17 protein-coding genes are annotated in these 21,119 nt (G+C 71.1%); 7 read left to right on the top strand and 10 right to left on the bottom strand.

Annotated elements, in window-relative coordinates:
* Positions 1–54: 54 nt before the first annotated feature.
* Positions 55–1,641, top strand: coding sequence for a Na+/H+ antiporter (locus AC067M_RS01015; RefSeq protein ID WP_478694836.1), 1,587 nt, complete (start codon positions 55–57; stop codon positions 1,639–1,641).
* A 163-nt stretch (positions 1,642–1,804) separates the two neighbouring features.
* Here AC067M_RS01015 and AC067M_RS01010 read toward each other — a convergent pair whose 3' ends face one another.
* A complete protein-coding gene (locus AC067M_RS01010; RefSeq protein WP_478694835.1) occupies positions 1,805–2,932 on the bottom strand; it encodes a mechanosensitive ion channel family protein in 1,128 nt (375 codons plus the stop codon).
* A gap of 122 nt (positions 2,933–3,054) precedes the next feature.
* On the opposite strand from AC067M_RS01010, the gene AC067M_RS01005 reads away from it, so the two are divergent.
* Positions 3,055–3,624: a dienelactone hydrolase family protein gene (locus tag AC067M_RS01005; protein ID WP_478694834.1), complete on the top strand. Its 570-nt coding sequence runs from the start codon at positions 3,055–3,057 to the stop codon at positions 3,622–3,624.
* 19 nt (positions 3,625–3,643) lie between these two features.
* On the opposite strand, the gene AC067M_RS01000 is transcribed toward AC067M_RS01005, so the two are convergent.
* The 4 genes from AC067M_RS01000 to AC067M_RS00985 all read right to left on the bottom strand — a co-directional run bounded on the left by AC067M_RS01000 (position 3,644) and on the right by AC067M_RS00985 (position 8,397).
* Positions 3,644–5,311: an alkaline phosphatase D family protein gene (locus AC067M_RS01000; protein ID WP_478694833.1), complete on the bottom strand. Its 1,668-nt coding sequence runs from the start codon at positions 5,309–5,311 to the stop codon at positions 3,644–3,646.
* A 113-nt stretch (positions 5,312–5,424) separates the two neighbouring features.
* Positions 5,425–6,237: a thioredoxin domain-containing protein gene (locus tag AC067M_RS00995; RefSeq protein WP_478694832.1), complete on the bottom strand. Its 813-nt coding sequence runs from the start codon at positions 6,235–6,237 to the stop codon at positions 5,425–5,427.
* Positions 6,238–6,310: 73 nt separating this feature from the next.
* Complete coding sequence (locus AC067M_RS00990) at positions 6,311–7,003, bottom strand: hypothetical protein (protein ID WP_478694831.1); 693 nt, start codon at positions 7,001–7,003, stop codon at positions 6,311–6,313.
* 68 nt (positions 7,004–7,071) lie between these two features.
* Positions 7,072–8,397: a DUF2252 domain-containing protein gene (locus tag AC067M_RS00985; RefSeq protein ID WP_478694830.1), complete on the bottom strand. Its 1,326-nt coding sequence runs from the start codon at positions 8,395–8,397 to the stop codon at positions 7,072–7,074.
* Between the two features lie 181 nt (positions 8,398–8,578).
* On the opposite strand from AC067M_RS00985, the gene dnaE reads away from it, so the two are divergent.
* On the top strand, positions 8,579–12,118 hold the full coding sequence (gene dnaE, locus AC067M_RS00980) for a DNA polymerase III subunit alpha (RefSeq protein WP_478694829.1): 3,540 nt from the start codon (positions 8,579–8,581) through the stop codon (positions 12,116–12,118).
* 83 nt (positions 12,119–12,201) lie between these two features.
* Here the strand turns inward: dnaE and AC067M_RS00975 are convergent, their stop codons facing one another.
* On the bottom strand, positions 12,202–12,363 hold the full coding sequence (locus AC067M_RS00975; protein ID WP_478694828.1) for a hypothetical protein: 162 nt from the start codon (positions 12,361–12,363) through the stop codon (positions 12,202–12,204).
* A 224-nt stretch (positions 12,364–12,587) separates the two neighbouring features.
* Between AC067M_RS00975 and AC067M_RS00970 the strand changes: the two genes are divergently transcribed.
* From AC067M_RS00970 to AC067M_RS00955, 4 genes are all read left to right on the top strand, one after another.
* Complete coding sequence (locus AC067M_RS00970) at positions 12,588–13,811, top strand: NYN domain-containing protein (RefSeq protein WP_478694827.1); 1,224 nt, start codon at positions 12,588–12,590, stop codon at positions 13,809–13,811.
* A gap of 103 nt (positions 13,812–13,914) precedes the next feature.
* Positions 13,915–14,886, top strand: coding sequence for an ABC transporter ATP-binding protein (locus AC067M_RS00965; RefSeq protein WP_478695335.1), 972 nt, complete (start codon positions 13,915–13,917; stop codon positions 14,884–14,886).
* 64 nt (positions 14,887–14,950) lie between these two features.
* Complete coding sequence (locus AC067M_RS00960) at positions 14,951–15,772, top strand: ABC transporter permease (protein WP_478694826.1); 822 nt, start codon at positions 14,951–14,953, stop codon at positions 15,770–15,772.
* A gap of 34 nt (positions 15,773–15,806) precedes the next feature.
* The gene (locus AC067M_RS00955; protein WP_478694825.1) at positions 15,807–16,511 is read left to right on the top strand and encodes an AAA family ATPase; all 705 of its coding nucleotides are present in this window, start codon (positions 15,807–15,809) and stop codon (positions 16,509–16,511) included.
* Positions 16,512–17,002: 491 nt separating this feature from the next.
* Here the strand turns inward: AC067M_RS00955 and ybaK are convergent, their stop codons facing one another.
* The 4 genes from ybaK to AC067M_RS00935 all read right to left on the bottom strand — a co-directional run bounded on the left by ybaK (position 17,003) and on the right by AC067M_RS00935 (position 21,051).
* Entirely contained in the window at positions 17,003–17,503 is a 501-nt protein-coding gene (ybaK, locus tag AC067M_RS00950; RefSeq protein ID WP_478694824.1) for a Cys-tRNA(Pro) deacylase, read from the bottom strand.
* A 15-nt stretch (positions 17,504–17,518) separates the two neighbouring features.
* Complete coding sequence (locus tag AC067M_RS00945; protein WP_478694823.1) at positions 17,519–18,259, bottom strand: LON peptidase substrate-binding domain-containing protein; 741 nt, start codon at positions 18,257–18,259, stop codon at positions 17,519–17,521.
* A gap of 11 nt (positions 18,260–18,270) precedes the next feature.
* Entirely contained in the window at positions 18,271–19,314 is a 1,044-nt protein-coding gene (locus AC067M_RS00940) for a hypothetical protein (RefSeq protein ID WP_478694822.1), read from the bottom strand.
* A 159-nt stretch (positions 19,315–19,473) separates the two neighbouring features.
* Positions 19,474–21,051: an oxidoreductase gene (locus AC067M_RS00935; RefSeq protein WP_478695334.1), complete on the bottom strand. Its 1,578-nt coding sequence runs from the start codon at positions 21,049–21,051 to the stop codon at positions 19,474–19,476.
* Positions 21,052–21,119: the final 68 nt, after the last annotated feature.

Below are 21,119 nucleotides of genomic sequence, written 5' to 3'. Positions count from 1 at the left end.
GACGTGGCAGGCTTGGGGTCTGTCGTGTGACGTCGACCTTGTGGAGCGCTGAGCGTGGATCAGCTGGCCCTGTTGTTCGTCCTGTTGCTCGGGGCCGTGGTGAGCGTCCCGGTGGGGGACCGTTTCAGACTGCCGGCGCCGGTGCTGATGACGTTGCTGGGGATCGTGCTCGCGGTGCTCGACTTCGTGCCGAACGTGAGCGTCCCGCCGGACCTGATCCTGCCCCTGCTGCTGCCCCCGCTGCTGTACGCCGCCGTACGTCGCACGTCCTGGCGGCAGTTCACGGCCAACAAGCGGCCGATCTTCCTGCTCGCCGTGGCGCTGGTGTTCGTCACCACGTTCTGCGTGGCGGCCGTCGCGAGCGCGATCGTTCCGGGGCTGCCCGTCGCCGCGGCGGTGGCGCTCGGGGCGCTGGTCGCGCCGCCCGACCCCGTGGCCGCGACCGCCGTCGCCGGGCAGCTCGGGCTGCCGCGCCGGCTGGTGTCCATCCTGGAGGGCGAGGGGCTCTTCAACGACGTGACGGCCATCGTGCTGTACCACGTGGCGATCACCGCCGCCGTGAGCGGGACCTTCTCGCCGTGGCGGGCGGGCCTGGACCTGGTGCTGTCCGCCGTGGTGGCGGTGGCGGTCGGGATCGCGCTGGGATGGGGCGCCAACAAGCTGATGGACCTGCTGGGGGACGCGACCCTCCAGATCGGGCTGACGCTGCTGGTGCCGTACGCCTCGTACGTGATGGCGGAGGAGTTCCACGGGTCCGGGGTGCTCGCCGTGCTCACCACCGCGCTGTTCCTCGCCGAGTACGCCACCGATCCCGACGACGTGATGACGCGGCTCGCCGGGCACACGTTCTGGGACATCGTCGACACGCTCGTCACGGGCGTCGCGTTCGGGCTGATCGGTCTCGAGCTGCACAACGCGATCCGGACGGCGTCCGGGCGGTGGGGCGAGATGCTCGGGTGGGCGGCGGCGATCGTCGGGGTGGTCGTGCTCGTGCGGTTGGCGTGGTTGCTGCCGGCCACGTGGCTGACCAAGCGGCTGCACGCCAAGAGGGATCACGACGAGGACATCCCGATGGGCTGGCGGGAGACCGTCGTGATGTGGTGGTCGGGGATGCGGGGGGTCGCCTCGGTGGCGCTGGCGTTGGCGGTCCCGTTGGAGACCGACCAGGGCACGGCGTTTCCCGATCGGGACGAGATCATCTTCATCGCGTTCGGGGTGATCATGGCGACTCTGGTGTTGCAGGGGCTGACGTTGCCGTGGTTGGTGCGGCGGCTGAACGTGCGGGCTGACACCGATCGCGAGAAGGAATTCGAGAAGGCGCTGGCGGTGCGGGCTGCGAAGGCGGCGAAGCAGAGGTTGCGGGAGATCGAGGCGGAGGAGGATCTGCCGGAAGAGCTGTCCGAGCAGATGCTGCGGCGGGCCTTCGACATCGGGCTGCGGATCAGCCCGGACGTGGGGGAGGACGAGCGGCGGGAGGCGCACGAGCACCGGGCGCGGCGGCTGAAGCGGATTCGGCGGATTCAGGGCGAGATGCTGAGCGCTGCGCGGCATGAGGTGGTGGCGGCGCGGAGTGAGCCGGGGGCGGATCCGGAGGTGGTGGATCGGGTGCTGCGGCATCTGGACGTGCGTAGTCTGCGGTGAGATCCCTCACCCGCGCACCGCCCCGTTTCCAGTGGGAGGGGGTCTTTCGTGGGTGGTGCCCGTCGTTGGCGGCTTTCCCGCTGTGGTTGGTTGTGGGGAGGTGCCGGTACGTCTGGGGCGTCGCCGCCACCCTGCGGTGGCGCGACGCCCCAGACGTCTGCCGTCAGCGGCCCGTGCGTGGGGGCTCGTACGCGCGACGCGGTACCGCGCCGTCCCGCGATCGGTCGCCGTTGCTGCGGTCGCCGTTGCTCCGGCTCGGTGGCAGGAGCGCGTCCGCGGTGTTGACGCGGGGGAGGGCGTACGGGTGTTCCTCGGTCAGCCAGCGGATCATGCGTTCGCGGACCGTGACACGGACCGTCCAGATGTCGTCCGCGTCCTTGGCCGTCACCAGTGCGCGGACCTGCATGGTGTTCGGCGTGGTGTCCGTGACGTCGAGGCCGTAGGCGCGGCCGTCCCAGGCCGGGCACTCGCGCAGGATGTCCTTCAGCTTGTCGCGCATCGCGCCCACCGGTGCCGTGTGGTCGACGTGCCAGAAGACGATGCCGGTCATCTGCGGGGTGCCGCGCGACCAGTTCTCGAACGGCTTCGAGGTGAAGTACGAGACCGGCATGGTGATCCGGCGCTCGTCCCACGTCCGCACCGTCAGGAAGGTCAGCGTGATCTCCTCGACGGTGCCCCACTCGCCGTCCACCACGACCGTGTCGCCGATGCGCACCATGTCGCCGAAGGCGATCTGGAGCCCGGCGAACAGGTTGCTCAGCGTGGACTGGGCGGCGACACCGGCGACGATGCCGAGGATGCCGGCCGAGGCCAGCAGCGAGGCGCCCGCCGCGCGGAACGCGGGGAACGTCAGCAGCATCGAGGCCGCCGCCACCACGCCGACGACGGCGGAGACCACGCGCATGATCAGCGTCACCTGGGTTCGCACGCGCCTGACCCGGGCCGGGTCGCGGTGCATGCGCGCGTACCGCGAGTACGACGTCTCGACGATCGCCGCCGCGATCCGGATCACCAGCCACGCCGCCGACCCGATCAGCACCAGCGTCAGGGTTTGGCCGATGGCGGCCTCGTGCTCCTGCAGCAGCTCCGCCTCGTCGTACGACCCTCTCAGCATCGCCGCGCACAGCACGAGCTGGTACGGGATGCGGCCGCGGCGCAGCAGCCCCCACAGGGGCGTCTCGGGGTGCCGGTTGTCGGCCTTGCACAGCAGGCGGTCGGTGGCCCAGCCGATGAGCAGGGTCAGGGCGACCGAGCCGCCGACCACGATCAGGGGGCGGAGTAGATTCTCCATGCCTTCGAACGTAACCGGCCGAACGGGGCTGTGAACATGTGGCTTTTGTGAAGAGGAACACGATCCGATTCGTGTCACAGGTGCCGAACGGCGTTGTCGGTGCCGGCTGGCACCATGGCCTCATGAACATCATGCTCTTCCACTCGACCCATGGACTGCGCCCCGCGGTGCGCGCGGCGGCGGACCGGCTGCGTGCCGCCGGGCACGAGGTGTGGACGCCGGACCTTTTCGAGGGGCGCACGTTCGACACGGTCGAGGAGGGCATGGCCTTCAACGCGGAGATCGGCAAGGACGAGCTGCTCAAGCGGGCCGTCCTGGCCGCCGCCCCCTACTCGGAGCGCGGGCTCGTGTACGCGGGCTTCTCGCTCGGCGCCTCCATCGCGCAGACCCTGGCGCTCGGCGACGAGAAGGCGCGCGGGCTGCTGCTCCTGCACGGCACCTCCGACCTCGCGCCGAACACCTCCGTCGACGAGCTGCCGGTCCAGCTGCACGTCGCCGAGCCCGACCCGTTCGAGACGGACGACTGGCTGAGCGCCTGGTATCTCCAGATGGGCAGAGCGGGCGCCGACGTGGAGGTCTACCGGTACGCGGGAGCGGGTCACCTCTACACCGACCCCGACCTGCCGGACTACGACGAGGAGGCCGCCGAGGCCACCTGGCGGGTGGCGCTCGGCTTCCTCGACACCCTGTAGCCGGGCCGACGGCCGACGGCTACACGGGGTCGTACGTCCGCTCCACCTTCTGCGTGCCGCTGCGCGTGCGGTACGAACGGGCCCAGGCGGAGGTCGCGTCGGCCTTCGTGCGGTCGGACAGGACGTAGTAGTCCATCTGCGCGCGGTCGGCGGTGATGTCCAGGACGCCGTAGCCGTGGCGGTCGGTGTCGACCCAGTGCACGTGCCGGTTGGCGGCCCTGATGACCGGCGAGGCGAGCGCCGAGACCGTGCCCTCGGGGACCTTCACGAGGTCGTCGAGGTTGTCCGAGGTCACCGAGGTGACCACGAACTCCGTGGCGGCGGACGCCGACAGCGGGTACGTCCCGGCGTCCACCGGCACGTCGTTGGCCCACGCCATGTGGATGTCACCGGTCAGGAAGACGGTGTTGCGGATGGCGTTCGAGCGCAGATGGGCCAGGAGTTCACGGCGGTCGTCCGTGTAGCCGTCCCACTGGTCGGTGTTGAGGGCCAGGCCCTCCTGCGGCAGCCCCAGCAGCTTGGCGAGGGGCTTGAGCAGGTCCGCGGAGAGGGAACCGATCGCGAACGGCGAGACCATCACCGAGTTGCCCACCAGCCGCCAGGTGGTGTCGGACGACGTCAGGCCCGCCTTCAGCCAGTCGAGTTGAGCGCGGCCGGTGAGCGTACGGTCCGGGTCGTCGACCGAGCCGTTGCCGACGGAGACCTGCTGCGAACGGAAGGAGCGCAGGTCGAGCAGGGAGAGGTCGGCGAGTTTGCCGAAGCGCAGTCGGCGGTAGGTGGTGCCCGCGACGGCCGTGCGGACCGGCATCCACTCGAAGTAGGCCTGCTTGGCGGCCGCCTGACGCGTCGCCCAGGCGCCCTCCGTGCCCTCGGTGTGGTTCTCCGCCCCGCCCGACCAGGCGTCGTTGGCGAACTCGTGGTCGTCCCAGATCGCGATGACGGGCGCCTTCGCGTGCAGGGCCTGCAGGTCCGGGTCGGTCTTGTACGTGGCGTGCCGGGTCCGGTAGTCGGCGAGCGTGAGGATCTCGTGGGTCGGCGCGTGCTGTCGTACGACAGTGCCGCGGGTGCCGTACTGGCCGGTGCCGTACTCGTAGATGTAGTCGCCGAGGTGCAGCCACGCGTCCAGGTCGCCGCGGGCGGCGAGATGGCGGTAGGCGGAAAAGTAACCGGCCTCCCAGTTGGCGCAGGAGACCACGCCGAAGCGGAGGTTCGCCACCGAGGCGCCCGCCGCCGGCGCGGTGCGGGTGCGCGCCACCGGGGAGTTCGTGCCGCCGGCCGAGAAGCGGAACCAGTAGTCCGTGGCCGGTTCCAGGCCCCGGATGTCGGCCTTGACGGTGTGGTCGGAGGCTGCGGTCGCCGTGATGGAGCCCTTGGCGACGATGCTGGTCAGCGCCTTGTCCCTGGCGACGACCCAGCTGACCTCGGTGTCCGGGCCGAGCCCCGACCCGGGTATCGCCTCGGCGGTCGGCGTCACTCGCGTCCACAGCAGGACGCCGTCGGGCAGCGGGTCGCCGGAGGCGAGGCCGTGCAGGAAGGCGGGGGTGGTGGCGGCCCGGGCGGGCAGCGCGGCGGCGAGGGGGCCGACGAGGGCCGCGGTGGCGGCCGCGGCCTTCACGACCGTACGGCGGCGCGGCGCAAGCGAGTTGGCCGGATGGGCGCTCTCGGATGATCTGTGTCGTCTGGTCACGGACGATCAGATTACTGACCAGTACGACAAAGAGCGGGCGAACTCGCAAAAAGTTCGCCCGCTCTTCGGCTGACGGTCGGATCAGGGCCTGCTCGCGCCGGGCCGGGCCCGGCTCAGCCCTTGAGGGCCGCCTCGAGCGCGGTGTTGAAGTCGGCGACCGACATCGGCGCGTTCTTGCCGTCGGGGCCGGTCAGCTTCTTGCCGTCCATCTTCAGCGTCGGGGTGCCGCCGGCACCGCTCTTGTCGAAGATCTTGGACATTTCCAGCGCCCACTTGTCGTAGGTGCCGTCCTTCACGGCCTTCTGGAAGGCAGCGTTGCCCTTCAGTGCGGGGACCGTGTCCGCCACCTCGATCAGGTAGGCGTCGTCCTTGAACTTGTCGTCGGTCTCGTCGGGGTGCCACTTCGCCGAGTACAGCGCGGTCTTGTACTCCTTGAAGGCATCGGAGCTGACGTTGAGCGCCGCGCCCAGGGCGCTGAGGGCGTTCTTGGAGCCCTCGCCGCCCAGGTTGTTGTCGAGGAAGGTGGCGCCGACGTACTGGATCTTGAACTTGCCGTCGTCGAGGTCCTTCTCGACGGTCGAACCGACGGTCTGCTCGAACTGGGCGCAGACCGGGCAGCGCGGGTCCTCGTACATCACGAGGGTCTTCTTGGCGGTGCTCTTGCCGTAGACGACGGTCGTGCCGTCGGTGCCGGTGGTGTTGGCCGGCTTGACGAGCTTGTCGTCCTTCGCGGCCTCCCAGTAGGCGGGCTTGTTGCCCTGGACGACGGCGTAGCTGATACCGCCGGCTATCGCGAGGACGCCGACGATGGAGCAGGCCACGATGGCCTGACGCTTGACCTTGTCGCGCCTGGCCTGGCGCTCGCGCTCCTGGCGCAGCCGCTCACGGGCGGCGTTCTTCGCGGCCTGGCTGTTCCGCTTGCTCATGGTGGTGATCTCCGTAGGAAACGCACACGTCGGGTGCGGGATACGTAAGGGGGACTGGTGTGCTCAGGGGCTGTCAGGCGACAGCGGTCGAGCACGGCGGTCCACGCCGTCCCAGGGAGTGCACGAGGATCAGCTCGCGGGCGGTCGCCGTACGGCGGACCGGGCGCGGCAGGCGACGGACCCGCGGGGCGAGCCGCACGGTCACGGAGGCGAAGGCCAGCAGCAGCGGCCGGAAGGTCGTCGCGGTCACCGCCCGCAGCAGCTGGGCGAGCGCCCGCTCGCCCCGGCGCAGCCAGGCGGCGGCGAGGAGGCCGACGCCGACGTGCGCGCCGAGCAGCAGCCAGGCGGTCGCCGGGTCGGCGTGGGCGAGCAGCGCGGCGAGCCGGTCGCCGTCGGCGCCGGGCACGGCGGCCAGCGGGGTGCCGACATCGGTGCCGCTGCCGCACAGCACGTCCCAGCCGACCGAGCGCAGGGGGCCGGCGACCGGGCCGCCCGCGCGGCCGTAGCAGACGTGCTGGCCGGTGGTGAAGACCGTGTCGGCCGCCAGCTCCAGCGGGACGAGCAGGGCGGCGATCCGGCCGAAGCCGCGCTCGCGGCCCGCGAGGGCGTACGCGAGGACGAACACGGCGACCGCGACCGCGGCCACCGTGTTCAGCGGCAGCGGGGCCTGCGACAGCAGCACGTGCGACGCGGTGCTGAGCGTCACGACGAGTGCCGTGAACAGCGCCGCGCGTACGACTCTGAGGTGGGTCCCGGATATGTCCATAGCGGAGGAGAGTGTGTCATGGGGGCCTGTAAGAGACCCCTAAAGGGTGCCTGTGAGAACCCGTTCCGTCACAGACCCGGAATCCGGCCGTTGCGGAACAGGTCCACGAAGATCTGGTGGTCGGTACGCGCGCGTGCGCCGTAGCTGTGCGCGAACTCCACCAGGAGCGGCGCGAAGCCCTCCTCGTCGGCCGCGATCGCCGCGTCGATGGCCCGCTCGGTGGAGAAGGGCACCAGGGACTCGCCGGACTGGTCGTCGGCGGCCGAGTGCATCGTGGCCGTGGCCCGGCCGAGGTCGGCGACGACGCCCGCGATCTCCTCCGGGTCGTCGATGTCGCCCCAGTCCAGGTCGACCGCGTACGGCGAGACCTCGGCGACGAGCTGCCCCGCGCCGTCCAGCTCGGTCCAGCCCAGCCACGGGTCGGCGTGCGCCTGCAGGGCGCGCTGCGAGATCACCGTGCGGTGCCCCTCGTGCTGGAAGTAGTCGCGGATCTCGGGGTCCGTGACGTGCCGGGAGACGGCCGGCGTCTGGGCCTGCTTGATGTAGATCACGACGTCGTTCTCCAGGGCGTCGCTGTGGCCCTCCAGGAGGATGTTGTACGACGGCAGGCCGGCGGAGCCGATGCCGATGCCGCGGCGGCCGACGACGTCCTTCACCCGGTACGAGTCCGGGCGGGCCAGGGAGGTCTCCGGGAGCGTCTCCAGGTAGCCGTCGAAGGCGGCCAGGACCTTGTAGCGCGTGGCCGCGTCCAGCTCGATGGAGCCGCCGCCCGCGGCGAACCGGCGCTCGAAGTCACGGATCTCCGTCATCGAGTCCAGCAGCCCGAAACGGGTGAGCGAGCGGGCGTCACGCAGCGCGTCCAGGAGGGGGCCCTGGGCGGTGTCCAGGGTGAAGGGCGGCATCTCGTCGCTCTTCGCGCCGGTCGACAGGGCGTGGATGCGCTCGCGGTACGCGCCCGCGTACACCTGCACCAGCTCGGTGATCTGGTCGTCACTGAGCGCCTTCGCGTACCCGATGAGGGCGAGGGAGGCGGAGAGACGCTTCAGGTCCCAGGTGAAGGGGCCGACGTACGCCTCGTCGAAGTCGTTGACGTTGAAGATCAGCCGGCCGTTGGCGTCCATGTACGTGCCGAAGTTCTCCGCGTGCAGGTCGCCGTGGATCCACACGCGCGAGGTGCGCTCGTCCAGGTACGGTCCGCCCCGCTTCTCAGCGTCGAGGTCGTGGTAGAAGAGGCCGGCCGTGCCCCGGTAGAACGCGAAGGCCGAGGCCGCCATCTTCCGGAACTTCACGCGGAACGCGGCCGGGTCGGCGGCCAGGAGCTCGCCGAAGGCGGTGTCGAAGACAGCGAGGATCTCCTCGCCGCGGTGCTCGTCGTTGAGCTGCGGAACCGACATCGCTGGGTGCCTCCTGGTGCAGTGCGTGGACGACAGCGTCTCTGCCGTCTCCAACGCACGAAGGTACGCGGTGGTGCCCGCGGAGTGTCAGTGCCGAGGCATAGACTTCGACGCTGTCCCCCAGACTGTCCGCCGCCGGTCGGACATTCGTAGAAGTACGTTTTCCTTGGAGGCCGAAACCGTGTCGAAGCCGCCGTTCACGCACCTGCACGTCCACACCCAGTACTCGCTGCTGGACGGTGCCGCGCGGCTGAAGGACATGTTCGACGCCTGCAACGAGATGGGCATGACCCACATCGCCATGTCCGACCACGGCAACCTCCACGGAGCGTACGACTTCTTCCATTCTGCGAAGAAGGCCGGAATCACCCCGATCATCGGGATCGAGGCGTATGTCGCGCCCGAGTCGCGGCGCAACAAGCGCAAGATCCAGTGGGGCCAGCCGCACCAGAAGAGGGACGACGTCTCCGGTTCCGGTGGTTACACCCACAAGACGATCTGGGCGGCGAACCAGACGGGCCTGCACAACCTCTTCCGGCTCTCCTCGGACGCGTACGCCGAGGGCTGGCTGCAGAAGTGGCCCCGTATGGACAAGGAGACCATCTCCCAGTGGTCCGAGGGGCTCATCGCCTCCACCGGCTGCCCCTCCGGCGAGGTCCAGACCCGGCTGCGCCTCGGCCACTTCGACGAGGCCCTGAAGGCGGCCGCCGACTACCAGGACATCTTCGGCAAGGACCGCTACTTCCTGGAGCTGATGGACCACGGCATCGACATCGAGCACCGGGTCCGTGACGGCCTGCTGGAGATCGGCAAGAAACTCGGCATCCCGCCCCTGGTCACCAACGACTCGCACTACACGTACGCGCACGAGGCGACCGCGCACGACGCGCTGCTGTGCATCCAGACCGGCAAGAACCTCTCCGACCCGGACCGCTTCCGGTTCGACGGCACCGGCTACTACCTGAAGTCCACGGACGAGATGTACGCCATCGACTCCTCGGACGCCTGGCAGGAGGGCTGCGCCAACACCCTCCTGGTCGCCGAGCAGATCGACACCACCGGCATGTTCGAGGCCAAGAACCTCATGCCGAAGTTCGACATCCCCGACGGCTACACCGAGGTCACCTGGTTCAAGGAGGAGGTCCGCCGCGGCATGGAGCGCCGCTTCCCCGGCGGTGTCCCCGAGGACCGGCAGAAGCAGGTCGAGTACGAGATGGACGTCATCATCCAGATGGGGTTCCCGGGGTACTTCCTCGTCGTCGCCGACTTCATCATGTGGGCCAAGAACAACGGCATCGCGGTGGGCCCCGGCCGAGGCTCCGCGGCCGGTTCGATCGTCGCCTACGCCATGGGCATCACCGACCTCGACCCGATCCCGCACGGCCTGATCTTCGAGCGGTTCCTCAACCCCGAGCGCGTCTCCATGCCCGATGTCGACATCGACTTCGACGAGCGTCGGCGCGTCGAGGTCATCCGGTACGTGACGGAGAAGTACGGCGCCGACAAGGTCGCCATGATCGGCACCTACGGCAAGATCAAGGCGAAGAACGCCATCAAGGACTCCGCGCGCGTGCTGGGTTACCCGTACGCGATGGGCGACCGTCTCACCAAGGCGATGCCCGCCGATGTCCTCGGCAAGGGCATCGACCTCAACGGCATCACCGACCCCTCGCACCCGCGCTACAGCGAGGCGGGCGAGATCCGCGCGATGTACGAGAACGAGCCGGACGTGAAGAAAGTCATCGACACCGCCAAGGGCGTCGAGGGCCTGGTCCGGCAGATGGGCGTCCACGCCGCCGGCGTGATCATGTCCAGCGAGACCATCACCGAGCACGTCCCTGTGTGGGTGAGGCACACCGACGGTGTGACCATCACGCAGTGGGACTACCCGAGCTGTGAGTCGCTCGGCCTGCTGAAGATGGACTTCCTCGGCCTGCGCAACCTGACGATCATGGACGACGCCGTCAAGATGGTGAAGTCCAACAAGGGCGTCGACCTGGAGCTGCTGAGCCTGCCGCTGGACGACCCCAAGACCTTCGAACTGCTCCAGCGCGGCGACACCCTCGGCGTCTTCCAGTTCGACGGCGGACCCATGCGCTCGCTGCTGCGGCTGATGAAGCCCGACAACTTCGAAGACATCTCCGCCGTTTCCGCGCTCTACCGTCCCGGCCCGATGGGCATGGACTCGCACACCAATTACGCGCTCCGCAAGAACAAGCTCCAGGAGATCACCCCGATCCACAAGGAGCTGGAGGAGCCCCTCGAAGAGGTCCTGGCCGTCACCTACGGCCTGATCGTCTACCAGGAGCAGGTGCAGAAGGCCGCCCAGATCATCGCCGGCTACTCGCTCGGCGAGGCCGACATCCTCCGCCGCGTGATGGGCAAGAAGAAGCCCGAGGAACTGGCGAAGAACTTCGTGCTCTTCCAGAAGGGCGCCCGCGAGAAGGGCTACAGCGACGAGGCGATCCAGGCGCTGTGGGACGTGCTGGTGCCCTTCGCCGGCTACGCGTTCAACAAGGCGCACTCCGCCGCGTACGGCCTGGTCTCGTACTGGACCGCGTACCTCAAGGCGAACTACCCCGCCGAGTACATGGCCGCGCTGCTGACCTCCGTCAAGGACGACAAGGACAAGTCGGCGATCTACCTCAACGAGTGCCGCCGTATGGGCATCAAGGTGCTCCCGCCGAACGTCAACGAGTCGATGTCCAACTTCGCCGCGCAGGGCGACGACGTGATCCTCTTCGGCCTCTCCGCCGTCCGCAACGTCGGCACGAACGTGGTCGAGTCGATCATCAAGTGCCGCAATGCCAAGGGGAAGTACGCCTCCTTCCCGGACTACCTCGACAAGGTCGACGCGGTCGTCTGCAACAAGCGCACCACGGAGTCCCTGATCAAGGCCGGCGCCTTCGACTCCATGGGCCACACCCGCAAGGGCCTCACCGCGCAGTACGAGCCGATGATCGACAACGTGGTCGCGGTCAAGCGCAAGGAGGCCGAGGGCCAGTTCGACCTCTTCGGCGGCATGGGCGAGGCGGACACCAGCGAGCCCGGATTCGGACTCGACGTCGAGTTCACGACCGACGAGTGGGACAAGACCTACCTGCTCGCGCAGGAACGCGAGATGCTCGGCCTCTACGTCTCCGACCACCCGCTGTTCGGCCTGGAACACGTGCTGTCCGACAAGGCCGACGCGGGCATCGCCCAGCTCACCGGAGGTGAGCACTCCGACGGTGCGGTGGTGACCATCGGCGGCATCATCTCCGGCCTGCAGCGCAAGATGACCAAGCAGGGCAACGCCTGGGCGATCGCCACGGTCGAGGACCTCGCGGGCTCCATCGAGTGCATGTTCTTCCCGGCGACCTACCAGCTGGTGTCGACCCAACTCGTCGAGGACGCCGTCGTGTTCGTCAAGGGCCGCCTCGACAAGCGCGAGGACGTGCCGAGGCTCGTCGCGATGGAGCTCCAGGTCCCCGACCTGTCCAACGCGGGCACCAACGCGCCCGTGGTCCTCACCATCCCGGCCACGCGGGTCACCCCGCCGATGGTCAGCAGGCTCGGCGAGATCCTCAGCCACCACAAGGGCGACAGCGAGGTCCGCATCAAGCTCCAGGGGCCGACCAAGACGACGGTGCTGCGCCTGGACCGGCACCGGGTCAAGCCCGACCCGGCACTCTTCGGCGATCTGAAGGTGCTGCTCGGACCGTCCTGCCTGGCCGGCTGAGAGACATGAACACCAGAAGGGGCGCATCCGGCATCGGATGCGCCCCTCGCTGTGCCCGGGCTGCAACAGCCCTTGCGCAGATGTCAGTTGTGACCGAAGCGCTTCTGCCGGCCCTTGTGCGCCAGGTCGCCGGGAGGCGCCTGGGCGGCGTGCTGCTCGTTCTGCGGCTCCATCACGCCCTGCGGGGCCTGCTGCCCGCGCTCGGACCGGGACGGCTTGCGGTCACGGTTCTTGTTCTTGGCCATGGTGATCTGCCTCCTGTGGGGGATCTAGGGGCCAGGGCCGGGACCAGATTCACATAGGCTGGCAAGAGCCGCATTTCGGATAATTACCGTGTGTGACAGGCTTGGTCGAGGAGCGCGGCCACGAAACGCCACGCCGAAGATCGAGTTCCGGCCGTTAACCCCCGCGCGGTCGGGCAGACTCGAAGCAGGCCCGAAGCAAACCTCCCGGGAAGAGGGTGAGTCGTGTGGACCGCTGCATCGTCCTGGTGGACGCCGGGTATCTGCTGGGGGCCGCCGCCAGCCTCCTCGCCGGGGAGCCCTCGCGCTCCCGCATCACCGTCGAGCACGCCGCCCTCATCCAGGGGCTGCGCGAGCAGGCCGAGTCGGACACCCAGCGCCCGCTGCTGCGCATCTACTGGTTCGACGGCGCCCCCGACCGCGTCCCCCAACCCGAACACCGCAGGCTGCGCGTCATGCCCCGGGTCACCGTCCGGCTGGGGGCCCTGACCCGCAGCGACGGCCGCTGGGCGCAGAAGGGCGTGGACGCAGCCATGCACGCCGAGCTGACCGAGCTGGCCCGCAACCGCGCCTGCTCCGACGTCGTCCTCGTCACCGGCGACGGCGATCTGCTGCCGGGCATGATGGCCGCCAAGGAGCACGGTGTCGCCGTACACCTGTGGGCCGTGCAGGCCGCCGACGGCGACTACAACCAGTCCGAGGACCTCGTCGCCGAGGCCGACGAACGACGCGTGCTGGACCGCGCGTGGATCACCAAGGCCGTACGGGCCAAGGAGCTGACCGGGATCTGCGCGCCGCCGCCCGCGCCGCGCCCCGAGATCGCCGCGATCCTCTCCGCGCCGCTGCCCGACTCCGCGCTCTCCTCGGCGACTGAGCGGCCCGCCGAGGAGCGGGAGCACCCCGCGGCGGCCGCCGGGGCAGAGAACGGCACCCAGGAGCGGGTGCCCGCCTCCAAGGGCGTGCCCACCCCGAAGGACCTGGCCGCCCTGCGCGCGCCGGGCGCGCACGGCGTGCAGCACCCCTCGACGGCGACCCTGCGCTGGTCCTCCGACAAGGGCTGGGTCGACCGCCCCGGCGGGCCCGCGGAGCCGCCCGAGGTCGCCTCCATGCCGACGCTCGCGCAGCTGACCACGGCGGAGCAGCGGTGGGCCGACCGGGAGGAGGACATCACCACCGTCGGCGGAGACCCGTACGAGGTGGGACAGGTCTTCGCGCGGCGGTGGATGGAGCGCCTCGGCGACCAGGGCCATCTGCAGAAGCTGTCGACCATGTACCCCCGGATCCCGCACCGCGTCGACGGTGAGCTGCTCAGGTACGCGGCACGGTTCGGACTGCTGGCACACAAGGACGACCAGATCGACGAGCACGACCGCTACGCGATCCGGGCCGGCTTCTGGCGCGAGGTCGACGTGCGGACGGCGGCGGAGCGGGTGCCCGCGGCGGAGCAGTGAATCGGTTGCAGCGCCCCAAGGACGAGCAAAGCTCGCCGACCCCGTAGTCTCGTTGCTTGTGAGTACGCGCGCGACACCGGTGATCCGGCACAGTGACGAGGTCGTGTGCGCGCGCGGGCTGACGAAGACCTACCCGGCGGTACGCGGCCGGCGCGGCGCTCCCGGGACCCCCGAGGTGCGGGCCACCGACGAGGTGCGGCTGGAGGTCCGGCGGGGCGAGATCTTCGGGCTGCTCGGTCCGAACGGGGCCGGCAAGACCACCCTCGTACGGCAGCTCACCGGGCTGATGCGGCCCGACACCGGCACGGTCGAGATCCTCGGGCACGACATCGTGCGGCACCCGGAGCGGGCCGCGCGGATCCTCGCCTACCTCGGACAGGAGTCCACCGCCCTCGACGAGCTGACCGTGGCCCTCGCCGCCGAGACGACCGGGCGGCTGCGCGGCCTCCACGTACGGAAGGCGCGCGCCGAGCGGGACGCCGTACTGGACGAGCTGGGACTCACGCCGATCGCCGGACGGCCGCTGAAGAAGCTGTCCGGCGGGCAGCGGCGGCTGGCCTGCTTCGCCACCGCGCTGGTCGGCGAGCGGCCGCTGCTCGTGCTCGACGAGCCCACCACCGGCATGGATCCGGTGGCGCGGCGGGCCGTGTGGGCCGCCGTCGACCGGCGGCGGGCGGAGCGCGGGACGACTGTGCTGCTCGTCACCCACAACGTCATCGAGGCGGAGACCGTCCTCGACCGGGTCGCCGTACTCGACCGGGGGCGGGTCATCGCCTGCGACACGCCCGCCGGGCTCAAGGAACAGGTCGCCGACGAGGTGCGCGTGGAGCTGGTGTGGCGCGAGCGGCCGCCGCTGGACGTGCCGGAGGTCGCCGCGCTGCGGGACCGGGCCGTCGCCGCCGGGCGCCGCTGGACGCTGCGGCTGGCGCCCGAGGAGGCCCGTACGGTCGTCGCCACCGTCACCGGCGGCGCCGCGTTCGCCGCGCTCGACGACTTCACCCTGGCCACGCCGAGCCTCGAGGACGTCTACCTGGCGCTGGGCGGCGCCGCACGACAGGGGCTGGTGAGGGCTTGAGCACGCGAGCCGCCGTTTCCGTACGGGACAGGGCGATGACCGAACCGAAGAGGAGCTGCGCGACGTGAGTGTCGTACCCGCCGAGGTTCTGCCGGGTGGTGCCCGGGCCGTGCAGTCGACGGCCCCGGTCGCGGCCGAGCTCGGGCCGCGTGCGCGACTGTGGCCGTCGCTGGTGGCCGTGTACCGGGCGCAGCTGTCCCGGGCGCGGGTGGCGCGCATTCCGCTGCTGTTCGTGGCGACCTTCCAGTCGGTCGGCATCCTGATCATGATGCGTGGCGTCGTGGACGGCGGGAGCGAGGCCGAGGCCGTGGTGGCCGGGTCCGCGGTCCTCGTCGTCGCGTTCGTCGCGCTGAACCTGCTCGCGCAGTACTTCGGGCAGCTGCGGGCGAGCGGGGGCCTCGACCACTACGCCACCCTGCCGGTGCCGCCGGCCGCGGTGGTGCTGGGCGCGGCGGGGGCGTACGCCTCCTTCACCGTGCCCGGGACCGTGGTGACCGCCGTGTTCGGGTGCATGCTGTTCGGGCTGCCGCTGACGCACCTGTGGGTGCTCCTCGCGGTGATCCCGCTCGCGGGGGCCGCGCTGTCCGGCCTCGGCGCGGCCTTCGGACTGCTCGCGCCGCGTCCGGAGCTGGCCACGCTGCTCGGGCAGTTGGGCATGTCGGCGGCGCTGCTCCTCGGGGTGCTGCCGGCCGACCGGATGCCGGAGGTGGTGCGGTTCGCGCGGGACCTGCTGCCGTCGACGTACGGCGTGGAGGCCCTGGCGCGGACCTTCGGGCCGCATCCCGACTGGGCGTTCGTGCTCGGGGACCTCGCCGTGTGCGCCGGGGTCGGGGTCGTCTCGCTGGCCGTCGCGACCTGGGCGTACCGTCGGGCTGCCGTCCGGTGACGCGCCGCACAGGCGCGCCTGGCACGATGTCAGGGTGACCGCACCACTGACTCCGCCTCCGCACGAACCGTCCTCCCAGGCCGCGCAGTCCGCGCAGTCCTCGTCGCAGCGGGCGTGGCCGCCGGCGCCCGCCGGGTATACGGGTGTGGCTTCCACGCCGCATGAATCCGTGTACGGACAGGACGGGCCCGGGATGAAGACCGAAGTGCGAGAGGCCGCCGTGGTCACCGTGGTGGTGGCGCTCTGCGGGGCGCTGCTCGGGGTGCTGTGGTGGTGGCTGGCGCCGCACGTGCAGCTGGTCGGTGCGATGGTGGAGGACGGCTGGGTCGTCCTGGTCAAGGACACCGAGGGCGAGCAGGCGGTGGGCGTCGATGGAACGTTCACTCTGTTGGCGCTGGCGTTCGGGGCAGTGAGCGCGGTGGCCGTGTTCCTGTGGCGGCGACGTGGGGGAGTGCCGCTGGTGGTGGCGCTGGCCGTCGGGGGGCTGCTCGGGTCGGTGCTGGCGTGGCGGGTCGGGGTGTGGCTCGGACCCACGTCGGATGTGATCGCCCATGCGAAGCAGGTGGGTAAGGGGGTGACCTTCTCTGCGCCTCTGCGGCTCGGGGCCAAGGGGGCGTTGCTGGCTTGGTCGCTGGCGGGGTTGCTGGTGCATGTGGGGCTGACGGCGCTGTTCGGGCCTCGGGATCCGGAGCCGGAGCTGGAGCAGTTCGGGCAGCCGTACGGGGACAAGTCGGCCTGAGCTTGTCGGGCGACCGGCGTGGATGGTGTGCGCGCCGAGAGTGGGTCACGCGCCCCGGCGCTTGCGGGGTGCCGCTGCGCCCATCCGTGCCGCCCTGCGGCGTGACCGCCCGCAGTTAACCGCGTGGCCTGGCGCTTGCGGGGTGTCGCTGTGCCCGTGCGTGCCCGCGTGCGGCGTGGCTGCCCGCAGTTGACCGCGCGGCCCGGCGCTTGCGGGGTGTCGCTGTGCCCGTGCGTGCCCGCGTGCGGCGTGGCTGCCCGCAGTTGACCGCGTGGCCTGGCGCTTGCGGGGTGTCGCTGTGCCCGCGCGTGCCCGCCTGCGGCGTGACTGCCCGCAGTTGACCGCGCGGCCCGGCGCTTGCGGGGTGCCGCTGTGCCCACCCGTGCCCGCCTGCGGCGTGACTGCCCGCAGTTAACCGCGCGGCCCGGCGCTCGCGGGGTGCCGCTGTGCCCGCGCGTGCCGCCGCAGCGGCGTGACCGTCCGCAGCTGAGTCATCCGCGGCCGATCGGGGCCAATACCGCGTTCGTGAGCTTCGCCAAGGTGTCCGGGGACAGCTCCACCTCCAGGCCCCGGCGGCCCGCCGAGACGCAGATCGTGGGGTGGGTGGAAGCCGATGCGTCGAGGACGGTGGGGAGTGTCTTGCGCTGGCCCAGGGGGGAGATGCCGCCGCGGACGTAGCCCGTGGTGCGTTCGGCGAGGGTGGGATCGGCCATGGTGGCCCGTTTGCCGCCCACCGCCGATGCCAGTGCCTTGAGGTCGAGGGAGCCCGCGACGGGGACGACGGCCACGGTGAGGGTGCCGTCGACGTCCGCGACGAGGGTTTTGAAGACGCGGTCGGGGGAGACACCCATCGCCTCGGCCGCCTCCTCGCCGTAGGAGGGGTGGGAGGGGTCGTGCTCGTATGCGTGGACCGTGAAGTCCACGCCCGCCGCCGTGAGGGCCACCGTCGCGGGCGTGCCGCCCGGCTGCTGCTTCTTCGCCTTCTTCGCCATCGAGGGCCCCCGGCCTCAGTTCATGCTCGTCGGGCCGCGCGTCAGGTCCGACGCGGGCAACGACGGCAGATTACGGATGATCGCTGTCTCCGAGCGAAGGAGTTTCAGCTCGTCGCGCAGGCGGGACGCGGTGTCCGGGGCCTGGAGCAGGCGCTGTTTCGTCGGGGTGTCCAGCATCATCGCGGCCGCGACCAGGTACGACACCACGGACGGCTCGTCGGGCAGCTCCGTGCCGCCTGCCAGCGACCGCTCCCGCGCGCCCGCGAGGCGCTTCTGGTACTGGCGGAACTGGCGCAGCACGCCCTCCGCGATCGCCCCGGCCTCGTCGCCCGGCTCCTCCGGCAGCTCCTCCAGCTCCGCCGTCAGAAACGCGCCCGACGCGTCCACCGACACCAGCCGCACCCGGGTCGTCCCCGTCGCCAGCACCTCGAAGGTGCCGTCCGGGCGCTCCCGGATCGTCGCCGCGTCGGCGATGCAGCCGACGCCGTGGAACGCCTTGGCCGGGTCCGCGCCGAAACCGGCGGCCGGGCCGCGTTCGGGCAGCGCCGTCTGGTCCGGCATGCCGGGCGAGGTGGGCGCGACCTCGTGGCCGTCCCGGATCGCCACGACGGCGAACCGGCGTGGTTCGTCCTCGGGCGCCTTCAGGAGCTCGCGCATCATGGCGCGATAGCGCTCCTCGAAGACGTTGAGCGGGAGCACGAGCCCCGGGAAGAGCACCGAGTTCAGGGGAAAGAGCGGCAGCCGGACGGTGGTCACGACGCAAGAGCCTAATGGCCCGGCGGGCGGGCGTGTCCGCCGTGCCCACTCCTCGGTTGCCACGGAGCGGGTGTCAGGCCGCGCGCGACCGCGTCGCGGAGCTCCTCCTGGACCGTCAGGAAGCGGCCCAACGGGTCGTCGGACTCCCGGTCCCAGGGGAACGAGGTGGCGTACGGACCCGTCAGACGCAGCTGCTCCAGGGCGTCCGACCAGCGGCTCAGCCGGGCCAGGACGTACGTCAGCAGGTTGCGCAGCTCGGCCGACCACGGGTCCGCCGCCGGGAACCGGGCGGAGAGGGCGACCGCCCGGTCGGCCGCCGCGTCCAGCCGTGCGCGCGGCACGCCCGGCCCGCAGCCGTCGCTCAGGTAGGAGAAGGCCGCCAGCGCCGGCAGCGCCTGGACGAGCGCGTCGGCGGGCGCGTCCTGGGCGGCCCGGTCGGCGAAGTTCATGCACTCGCGGTGCGAGCCGTGCCAGGCGCTCGCCAGATACCGCAGAGCCGCCACATGGCAGCCGAAGTGGTGCGGGGCGCGGCGGACCGCCGCCTCCCACAGCTCCTCGAAGTACGTGTGGCCCGCCCGGGTCCCGCGCGCGTGGTCCAGCGCGATCCGCCACGGCGCCGGGTCGCGGTGGTCGCTCTGGGCGGCGGCCGTGATGAGGGGGCTCACCTCGCGCAGCAGCTCGGCCCGCGCCGGCGACTCCCAGGCGCGGTCCACGGCCAGCTGGGCGGCGACGACCAGGTAGTCCGGACTGTGCTGGGCGGCGGCGCGCCAGCGGTCGAGCCACTCGGCGCGCGAGCCCGCGAAGGCGGCGAGCCGGGTCGCGTACCGGTCGCGCTCCTCCCACTGGGCTCTCTCGCGGGTGACGGCGAGCAGCTCGGCGGCGGGTTCGTACGCGCCCCGCCCGGCCGCCACCAGGGCGGGTCCGAGGCGGCCGTCGGGCGCGTCGAGAAGCACCTCGTCGTCGGCCGGGGTGGGCGCGGCGGCGGGGTGCGCGAGGGTCCTGGTCATCCGGGAGGCTCGGATGAACGGGGGCAGCAGAGCCATGGTGCTGCCCATTGAAAAGCCGCAGGTCGGGCAGGCGCCAGGGGGTTCACACAACCTGTCGAAAGTTGTACGCGGACCAGTCAAGGGAGGGTAAAAGGTGAGTGTTCCTCATGTGTTCGCCCCTCCTGGTTCTCTTCACCTTCGCCGGGTTTCAACGCGTTCTCGGGGCTCTCAGCTGCGCCGTAGCAACCGTGTCGCCCCCGCCGCCACCGTCGTCGCCAGAATCCAGCCGAGCAGGATCAGCACGGCCGCCAGCCACTGCCAGCCGCCGCGCAGCTCCCACTGGCCGACCTGGCCCAGATCGATGACCGGCAGGAGCAGGTCGAGGGCCAGCAGGGCCGGGTTCCACGGCGGATGGCCGTTGCCGTTCACCGGGGGGTGCGCGGCGTGCGCGAAGGCCAGCGAGGCCGCCGCCCACAGCACCGCCATCCATACCGCGGCCCGGCCCGGCCGGTACCCGTAGGCCACCGTCCAGTCCTGCACGTACCCCCACAGCTTCGCGGCCGGCGGCAGCGTCTCGCGGCGGCGGCGCTGTTTGGCCAGCAGCACCTCGCGGGCGTCCTCGTCCTCGCCGCCCGCCCGCAGCACGGAGGCGAGACGTTCGTACGGCTCCGGGTTGTACTCGGCGGTCGCCGCAGCCACCCACTCCAGCCGCTCGGCCAGCGGGAACGGGCCCCGCGGCACCAGGTTCTCGTAGGTGAAGCCGCCCATGTGCAGGCTGCCGGGGCCCGGCCAGCTGGCCGCACGGTCGACGAGGTTGACCACCCGCGCCCCCGACAGCACGACGCTCCCGCGGCGCGGCTGCTCCCCTAGGAAGCGCAGCTCGGGCGTCTGCACTCGGCGCAGCGACAGCTCCTGCTCGTCGGTGAAGGTGAACCGGGCCTGCTGGAGGTCCACGGCGTCGCCGAACCGCCCGTCGTCCAGGCGCACCCCGCCCTGGCACTCGAAGCGCTGGATCCGGGTGCCGCGCGCCGGGGTCGTCCCGCTGAGGGTCTGTCCGCCGACGCCGGCCGGGGTCAGGTACAGCGTGCGCTCCACCGTGAGCTGCGGGGCGTTCAGCGCGAGCCGCGAGTACGGGTTGACGAGCTTGGCGCCGCGCAGGCTCAGCGAAACGCCGACGGTGGCGCTGCGCAGGCTCAGCTCGCCGTGCGACTCCAGGAGCTCGGCCTGGAGGTCCTGCCCCACGGTCAAGCCGTCGGCGGCGATCGAGCGGCCGCTGCGGTCGCGGTAGACGATCGCCTGGTTGAGCAGCAGATCCGTGCCTATCTGCGCGTCGGTCAGCCGTACGCCGTTGTGGAAGCGGCAGCGCGGCAGATGCAGGTCGCCCTCCGTGTGCACCCGGGCCGCCTCCAGGCGCGGCACCGAGCAGTCCACCAGCCGCGCGGTGGTGAACCGGGCCTCCGGCACCAGCACCTCCCGCTCGAACCGGCAGCGCTTGAACTCGACGTACGGCACCACCGTGCCGCCCGCCAGGTCCAGGGTGTCGCTGATCTGCACGCCGGTGAGCTTCAGCGACGACACGCGCCCGGCGAGCGCGGGCGGGCCGTCGAGCAGCAGCCAGGCGACGATGCGGGCCCGCACGGTCCGGGCCGGGCCCCACGGATGCCCGCCGTGTGGATCGTCGACGACCGTGTCCCCGCTGCTCAGGTCGTACACCGTGCCGCTGCGGAACGCCTGCCACATGCCGGCCTCGGTCGCGGTCAACTCGCCCGGCGGTTCCCCGGCCCGGACGCCGACACCCACAGTCACCTTTTCCACCCCTCCAGTCACTCATTGTGTTCGTACAGTCGTTCATGCCCACTGAGTGACGCCCTGAA

It is taken from the genome of Streptomyces sp. NPDC043427 (assembly GCF_056436655.1).
The sequence above is the reverse complement of the archived record's forward strand: the minus strand, read 5'-3'. Positions and strand labels throughout refer to the sequence as shown.

Bases quoted from the DNA above. Each gene is read 5' to 3' on its own strand.
- AC067M_RS01005 (WP_478694834.1), top strand. From the start codon at position 3,055: ATGAACATCATGCTCTTCCACTCGACCCATGGACTGCGCCCCGCGGTG.
- AC067M_RS00995 (WP_478694832.1), bottom strand. From the start codon at position 6,237: ATGAGCAAGCGGAACAGCCAGGCCGCGAAGAACGCCGCCCGTGAGCGG.
- AC067M_RS01010 (WP_478694835.1), bottom strand. From the start codon at position 2,932: ATGGAGAATCTACTCCGCCCCCTGATCGTGGTCGGCGGCTCGGTCGCC.
- AC067M_RS00990 (WP_478694831.1), bottom strand. From the start codon at position 7,003: ATGGACATATCCGGGACCCACCTCAGAGTCGTACGCGCGGCGCTGTTC.
- AC067M_RS00975 (WP_478694828.1), bottom strand. From the start codon at position 12,363: ATGGCCAAGAACAAGAACCGTGACCGCAAGCCGTCCCGGTCCGAGCGC.
- AC067M_RS00940 (WP_478694822.1), bottom strand. From the start codon at position 19,314: ATGGGCAGCACCATGGCTCTGCTGCCCCCGTTCATCCGAGCCTCCCGG.
- ybaK (WP_478694824.1), bottom strand. From the start codon at position 17,503: ATGGCGAAGAAGGCGAAGAAGCAGCAGCCGGGCGGCACGCCCGCGACG.
- AC067M_RS00985 (WP_478694830.1), bottom strand. From the start codon at position 8,397: ATGTCGGTTCCGCAGCTCAACGACGAGCACCGCGGCGAGGAGATCCTC.